This is a genomic window from Mucilaginibacter sp. (assembly GCF_964263795.1).
GTDB lineage: Bacteria > Bacteroidota > Bacteroidia > Sphingobacteriales > Sphingobacteriaceae > Mucilaginibacter.
The window spans coordinates 1-6161 of the sequence record NZ_CAXVWK010000087.1 but is presented as its reverse complement, the minus strand read 5'-3'; the positions used below and the strand labels follow the sequence as shown (position 1 = coordinate 6161).

General features: G+C 40.4%; 8 protein-coding genes. 1 reads left to right on the top strand and 7 read right to left on the bottom strand.

Features of this window, described 5'->3' with window-relative positions; translation table 11 throughout:
• Positions 1-56 precede the first annotated feature (56 nt).
• The 6 genes from ACE5CV_RS14585 to ACE5CV_RS14560 form a co-directional block, all read right to left on the bottom strand.
• Positions 57-740 (bottom strand): Type 1 glutamine amidotransferase-like domain-containing protein, encoded by a 684-nt coding sequence (locus ACE5CV_RS14585; RefSeq protein WP_374950921.1) that lies wholly within the window; start codon positions 738-740, stop codon positions 57-59.
• Positions 741-1077: 337 nt separating this feature from the next.
• The gene (locus ACE5CV_RS14580; protein WP_374950920.1) at positions 1078-1449 is read right to left on the bottom strand and encodes a hypothetical protein; all 372 of its coding nucleotides are present in this window, start codon (positions 1447-1449) and stop codon (positions 1078-1080) included.
• Positions 1450-1759: 310 nt separating this feature from the next.
• Positions 1760-2614, bottom strand: coding sequence for an alpha/beta hydrolase (locus ACE5CV_RS14575; protein WP_374950923.1), 855 nt, complete (start codon positions 2612-2614; stop codon positions 1760-1762).
• A gap of 155 nt (positions 2615-2769) precedes the next feature.
• Positions 2770-3318, bottom strand: a complete 549-nt coding sequence (locus tag ACE5CV_RS14570; RefSeq protein ID WP_374950919.1) for an alpha/beta hydrolase — start codon at positions 3316-3318, stop codon at positions 2770-2772.
• A 176-nt stretch (positions 3319-3494) separates the two neighbouring features.
• Entirely contained in the window at positions 3495-4664 is a 1170-nt protein-coding gene (locus ACE5CV_RS14565) for a dipeptidase (RefSeq protein WP_374950918.1), read from the bottom strand.
• A 353-nt stretch (positions 4665-5017) separates the two neighbouring features.
• Positions 5018-5461 carry a nuclear transport factor 2 family protein gene (locus ACE5CV_RS14560; protein ID WP_374950922.1) on the bottom strand — a complete coding sequence of 148 codons (444 nt, stop codon included), beginning with the start codon at positions 5459-5461 and terminating at the stop codon, positions 5018-5020.
• Positions 5462-5566: 105 nt separating this feature from the next.
• On the opposite strand from ACE5CV_RS14560, the gene ACE5CV_RS14555 reads away from it, so the two are divergent.
• The gene (locus ACE5CV_RS14555; RefSeq protein ID WP_374950917.1) at positions 5567-5731 is read left to right on the top strand and encodes a hypothetical protein; all 165 of its coding nucleotides are present in this window, start codon (positions 5567-5569) and stop codon (positions 5729-5731) included.
• Here the strand turns inward: ACE5CV_RS14555 and ACE5CV_RS14550 are convergent.
• Positions 5715-6161: hypothetical protein (locus ACE5CV_RS14550; RefSeq protein ID WP_374950916.1), on the bottom strand; the 447-nt coding region annotated here is incomplete at its 5' end. The two genes, ACE5CV_RS14555 and ACE5CV_RS14550, sit on opposite strands and share 17 nt — an antisense overlap.

Here is a 6161-nt window from a genome sequence, read left to right as displayed (position 1 = left end):
AAATAGTCAGCTGTACTGAACTTCCCTTCCCGGGTTAAAGGTTTTTGGCCATGATCTTAGCCTTCAGACCTTTCAGTGGGTGAAAATAACTTCCATTCTCCTTCCGATATAACCTCAATGTTTCCGTTCGTTATTTTGATCGCCGTCTGGTCGTCTATCGCATAAGACGGTACAGGTATGGTTGAAGCCAGCCTGGAAAGATTCAACAGCGAGTTGTCCGGAAACCATTCATGATTGAGATGAGGATGTAACGCAATGTCAAAAAGCCCCAGCGACTTGGGCGTTTCTGCAGGAAGCGTATGATTGTTATAGGTAGTTCCATAACGGGTCATGATCATGCTGCCGGCGCTCAAACCAACATACACTAATTTATTCAATAGTTCGGGCAAGAGCTCCGTTAAACCAGATTGATGCATCCAGTAACACAGATACTGGCAGTCACCGCCACCAACCAGCAACGCATCTGTTTTTTGAAGTGCAGGCACCCACAATTCTCGTTTGATACTGGGCAGGGCAGTAAGTTCTAATAGTCCCCACGACTTCCAGCCCAGGTTGCAGAAAGGATCACCTAACTCACCTGAAATGACTCTTCGTGATAACTCAGTGCCACCAGGTATGGCATACAATGCCGTTGGTATATGCAAGGCACTGCATTCGCTGATGGGTTTTCCCAACAGGTCAAGAAGTGCGTTGTGAATACTTTTATTGCTGATACCAGCGGAAGTGAGCAGCAGTTTCATGTATTCTCTTTGGAGTAAAGTTTAATGTTCAGGTTAATAAATTAAGCAAATGAAAAATGTATATAGGGCTCGCCTGCTGCTGTCCAATTCATTGAATACCATTTTGGGTACTTGCTTACAGCGTAGAATAGCGTCACGGGGGCTGCAATAAATCATAGCTCGATTGCTGGACACAGGCCTGATTTGTATCTTTCATGGCCCTCCTGAACAGCATCTTCGCCACTGTTTTCACTCAATGTCAAATGCCGGGTCATTAAGTGTTCAGCTTTTCGTTATGAAAGAGGATGTATTTTCTTCATTCCAGAAAAGGTTGTCCACCGTTCTATATCCTTACCAGCTATTTTGCCATTATTATAAGGCCGCTGATTTTTAAATCGTCTTTCGCCTGTGACAAAATATAGATATTCGTTTCACTACTTGTTTGTTTGTCAGCCTTATCATAATTCGTCCATACAACTTTGCAAACCGTAATTGTTTTTGAAACCTGTTCCTCACTAAGAATTTCGGGGATAGATTTAGTAATTCCCTGTGCCTGATAAGGTTTAACCCCTTGTTCCCAAAATTTTTCTACCTCCGATGACTTGGTAACCTGCAAAATGCCATCATCGGAATAAACGGTTAAAGGAACTTTATAAAATGCAGCGATTTTTTCAGCAGAATAAGTTAGCAAGGCTGTGGCATAATCTGCAAAAAATGTTTGTGTCTTCATAATTGTAGATTTTTGTCAATAAAAATGCGATTCCGAATTTTACACTTGCTGTATCGTTTATTTAATTTATAAAAATTATACAAATTTTCTTTGCGCTCATGTTGCTTTTTCAGCTTTACTGATCCCCAATAAACCGATCTAAAATTTCCTGTGATTTATTGGCTGTTTTGAATCGTACAATCAAAAAACAGGCCGCAGTTTGCTGAAAGCATTAGACTAACATTTTTGGCCATAGCCTCATTGAATCCAAACTTTTATGATACCAATTAAAGTTCGATGGAGTTCAGCCAGGATGCTTTGTTGGTGCTGGTCAATGCCTTTCCCAGTCTTCAAAAATGAATCGTAATGCGTCTAAATAAGCTACTATTGGTTCTGTCATATGCGTTTCTGTTGGATAGTGTTTATACATATAATTAAATCCAACTAACTTTTTGTTGGCAAGCAAGGAGTCAAATTTTAATAAATCTAAATGAAAAAACGAGGAGCTGCCACCCTCATTTCCATCGCTGTAAAAGCACTTCTTGTTTAAAACTGCTCCTTTTGTAAGCATTTGATCGGTCCGTTTCAGCAAATATTTATTATCCCAGTAAAACGAAGGACTGACCGCAATGTAAGCATCAAACATAGCTGGGTGCGTTAACATACAATTAATAGAAGAGAGCCCTCCAAACGAGTGTCCTGCGAAAACTTTATATGTTGCTGTTCTATAACTTCCCTCAATCGCTGGCATTAACTCAGTTCTGATAAATTGCAAAAAGGCTTCATTCTTTCCACTCTCTTGTGTGATGTTGCTTGAATCGGGCTTGCCGGCATAATCCAGTATACTCTGCGTGGGTGTAAGATCTCTTCTTCGGTTCGTATTCGAAATGCCAACGACGATTATTTTGGGTATTGCAAGAACATCCGGACGACTAAGATAATCGGCATACTGGGCAAGAAGTTCAAAATGGTTTTCACCATCCATTACGTACAATACGGGAAACCTTTTGTCTACATTTGATGAGTCGATTTTGGGACAATGAATGTACACGGTGCGTTCTTCCTTCAAAATGTTCGAATGAATTGTTACAATCTCACTGGGTGGGTATCTATAGAAATCTTTATGCTGAGATTGTACCTGCAAACTGATTAATAAAAACAGCAGGCATCTAAGGGAGTAGGTCATCAACGTCATTTCGGCTCATTTTAATATTGAATTTCTTGCTTTTCCCTTTAAGCTGTGGTTATTGACTGGTATCAGTCAGCACTTTCGCTTTTATCGAGGGCTGGTTATTGGTTCTACTCCTCACACTGCTCCTTGATTGCCTACTATTTTTTAATCTATCCGAGTGCCTTAATATCCGTTGCTACCATTGACAGGTCGTTGTTAAACTGGTGACCACCTACTGGTATCGTCCGAATAGTTGCGCGCGGCAGATGGTGGGCGTATTGAGAAAGCTGATCAATGGGCACTTCCTCATCGTCCTGGCTATGGTAAAAAAACAGTGGAATATTTGCAGGCAATTTTTCGGCGAAATTCTCCTTAAGTATAAAACCTTGTTTCCAATCTTCACTTCCACTCCAAAATGGCGTTGAAATGAGAAAAATACCTTCCAGTTTTTTTGTGATATTGTTTTCCGAAAGATATTTTAAGATCATGGATGCCCCAAACGAGTGGCCGGCTAAAATGAGGGGCTCGTTGGCTTCATTAATTTTGTTTCCTATCTGACTGAGCCATCCATAATCCGGGGCCGCTTCATCGGTTTTAAATTCAGGATAAATTACACTATACGCTTTTCCCAGAGACTGTTGAAGCGAGGCAGCTAATTTCTCATCCGCTTCAAAACCTCCATTGCCTCCACCTTCAATAAATAGTACCTGTTTGATCATGGTAAATTATTTTAATTAACTGTTTAAATGGTTCATTAACATGGCGCATGAAGACAAAAGTATAGTTTTCATCAAGGGACCTGATAAATTGGTGCGGACCCCATCTTAATGCATACAGCGCCCGGCCACGCCTGTTGAAACCGAAAACTGCAGGAGCGCTTACAGCATTTGGAAATTTAATTGCTTTCGTTAGCTTTTAAAACCCGTAGAAGATTTCCCCCTAAAATTTTATGTATGTCTTTTTGAGAATATCCTTTTGCTACCAAAGCCTTGGTGATTAAGGGATAGGTTGAAACGTCGTCCAGCTGTTGTGGCGGAACCACAATTCCGTCAAAGTCAGAGCCAATGCCAACATAGTCTATGCCAACCAATTTAATCACATACTCTATATGTTGTATAAGTACGGAAAACGGCGCGCGCAAATTGTCCGATTCATTTTTATAGTTGGTATAAAGCATTTCTTCTGCTATATATTCGCTTTTCGTGGCACGTTGCAAAGAGTCATACGCTGCTTGATGGCTAGCCAAAAACCTAAGTTCCTTTATGTTTTCAGTGGAATCAATAAAGCCCGAATTGAAATTGATTTGTATTACACCTTTATTTTTAGCAATCGCCTTTATTTGCTCGTCTTTCAAATTTCTTGGAACGGGGCAGAGCGCATAAACTGAACTGTGCGATGCAATAATTGGTTTTGTGGTAGTTTCAAGCACATCCCAAAATGTTTTTTCATTTACGTGTGAAATGTCCACCATCATTCCAAGTTCATTCATATGCCTGACTACTTTCTTTCCGAACTCGGATAAGCCCCTTCCTTTAAATGCAGCTGCCCGGTTGTCGTCAAAAGCACTAGTGGCCCAATCGGTAGAATTGTTCCATGTAAGCGTCATATACCTTGTACCACGTTTATACAGCGAGTCAAGATTTTCCAGGCTATTTTCGATTTGATGCCCTCCTTCCAGCCCGATCAAGGCAGCTATTTTTTGTTGCTGTATAATTTTCAAAATTTCCTTTACTGTTCCAACCTTTACTATTTTATCCGGGTTTCTTTTGATAACGGCGTCCAAACTGTCAATTTCACGATTCGCAAATGCAAACGGCTTTATTTGTTTACCATCACTCCAAACTGAAAAGAATTGTACATCAACTCCACCCACTTTAAATCTCGTTAAGTCGCTCTGAGCTTTTCCTCTCAAATCTGTATCTAAGGAGATATTGTACTCCATTACTTTCGTGAGAAAGTCATTATGGGTGTCAATAAGAATAGCTTTTTTGTGGATGTCCTGATATGACTGGGCCTTCGCTGTCGCTGTCCACAGGATCATCAACAAAAATAATTTACTGCTCATTTTGCTACTTTGGATTTAAATTTTACCAGCATTCAACGCGGGCTGGTTGCCTATTTGGGTTCCAGGGTTCGATCATCCGATACCCGGGCAATGCTGTAAATGGTTATGGAATGATTGGGTGTTGCGAGGCACGGAGTAATGTTCTGATTTTTTTCAATAGGGCCGGAAGCCATTTTTCAGGCTATAATCGAAGCCAGGGTAAATACAGGCAAGGGGAGTAGCACAGGGCGACGAGGATTATGGTCACGCCAGCTCAGGCTGAATGCCTGCTGCGCATGAGGGTTACTGCACCGGCTCCGGGCTTTCGCCGGCCAGATATTGTGCAATGCTGTGTAAATCATTGTACGGGTTAATTAATGTAAACTTATGACTTTAGTAATGGTCCACTTACTATTATCTTGTTTCCATATGATGACAAACTTACTTGCATGCGGTGTGTCATTTTTCTCCTGGTTATTATGAAACATGTGCTCTCCTAATTCTACCGCTCCATATCCGGGCAAGGGTGAAACCTGCAAACTACCTTTTACCAATTCTCTTGTGACCTTGCCGCAGATATACTTTTTGGTGGAAGCTAAAATATGCTCTTTGGAAGTATCGAGTCCACTTCTGTCGTGAAAGAATTCAATTTTGTCTGAGTAGAATTGTGCCTGCGTTGTAAGGTCGCAGGTATTATACGCATGAAAGAAAGCACTGTCTAACTGGCTAATTGTTTTGTATAGCTGGTCTGTCTGTGTGTAAGCACTGCAATAAGTAAATAAGCAACAAAGTAAACAACATAGGTTTCGTATTGTCATCATAAAAGTTTATTTTATATATTCTTCTGACATTTAGCAGGAAGCAATGTACGCGATTGGCGAGGCTGGTATACCTTGTTGATACTGGTTTTAAAAAATTTCATTTTGACAGTTGACTTAGATATCATCTATCTCGCCCGGTTGCTGGTTAGCTTGCAAAGCGGGTTCATGGCCAACTTTTACATGAGCGATATTAAAGAACTTAAGCTAGCCTCACATCTTACCCGCATGAACCGCGATTTCAGAAAGTATTTTATTCGAGCCATGTAAACTTCCTTTCCTTAAAATCGATCGCTATAATATGGTCCAAAAATAATTTGTTGCCCAGAATGCCTGCAACCTTAGCTTCATTGAAAATAGCGGATTCCCCCTTTTCAACATATACTAATAAGTCTTTATAGACCTTTCCTAAAAGTTGAACCTTTTTGTTAATCTTACCGCCGGCAACATTATGCACTTGTCCACTCTCCCCATTATTAATATTGAATAAAGTATCGGAATATACAGCCGGCATGAAAGTTTTAGCGTTGCCCGGAGTTGTTTGTAAGGTATACAGACTTGCACCGCAATCATACATGAAAGGGAAACTCTTATTACCAATCTGGACGGGGATAATTATCCTGTTTTTATAGAAAGTAAAAGGGCACGATTGTATTTCTTTTGAATAAAAATCTTTTGATAGGTTATTGGCATGGCCAAT

Coding starts and splice junctions, on each gene's coding strand:
- ACE5CV_RS14585 (WP_374950921.1), bottom strand. CDS start 740: ATGAAACTGCTGCTCACTTCCGCTGGTATCAGCAATAAAAGTATTCAC.
- ACE5CV_RS14580 (WP_374950920.1), bottom strand. CDS start 1,449: ATGAAGACACAAACATTTTTTGCAGATTATGCCACAGCCTTGCTAACT.
- ACE5CV_RS14575 (WP_374950923.1), bottom strand. CDS start 2,614: ATGACCTACTCCCTTAGATGCCTGCTGTTTTTATTAATCAGTTTGCAG.
- ACE5CV_RS14570 (WP_374950919.1), bottom strand. CDS start 3,318: ATGATCAAACAGGTACTATTTATTGAAGGTGGAGGCAATGGAGGTTTT.
- ACE5CV_RS14565 (WP_374950918.1), bottom strand. CDS start 4,664: ATGAGCAGTAAATTATTTTTGTTGATGATCCTGTGGACAGCGACAGCG.
- ACE5CV_RS14560 (WP_374950922.1), bottom strand. CDS start 5,461: ATGACAATACGAAACCTATGTTGTTTACTTTGTTGCTTATTTACTTAT.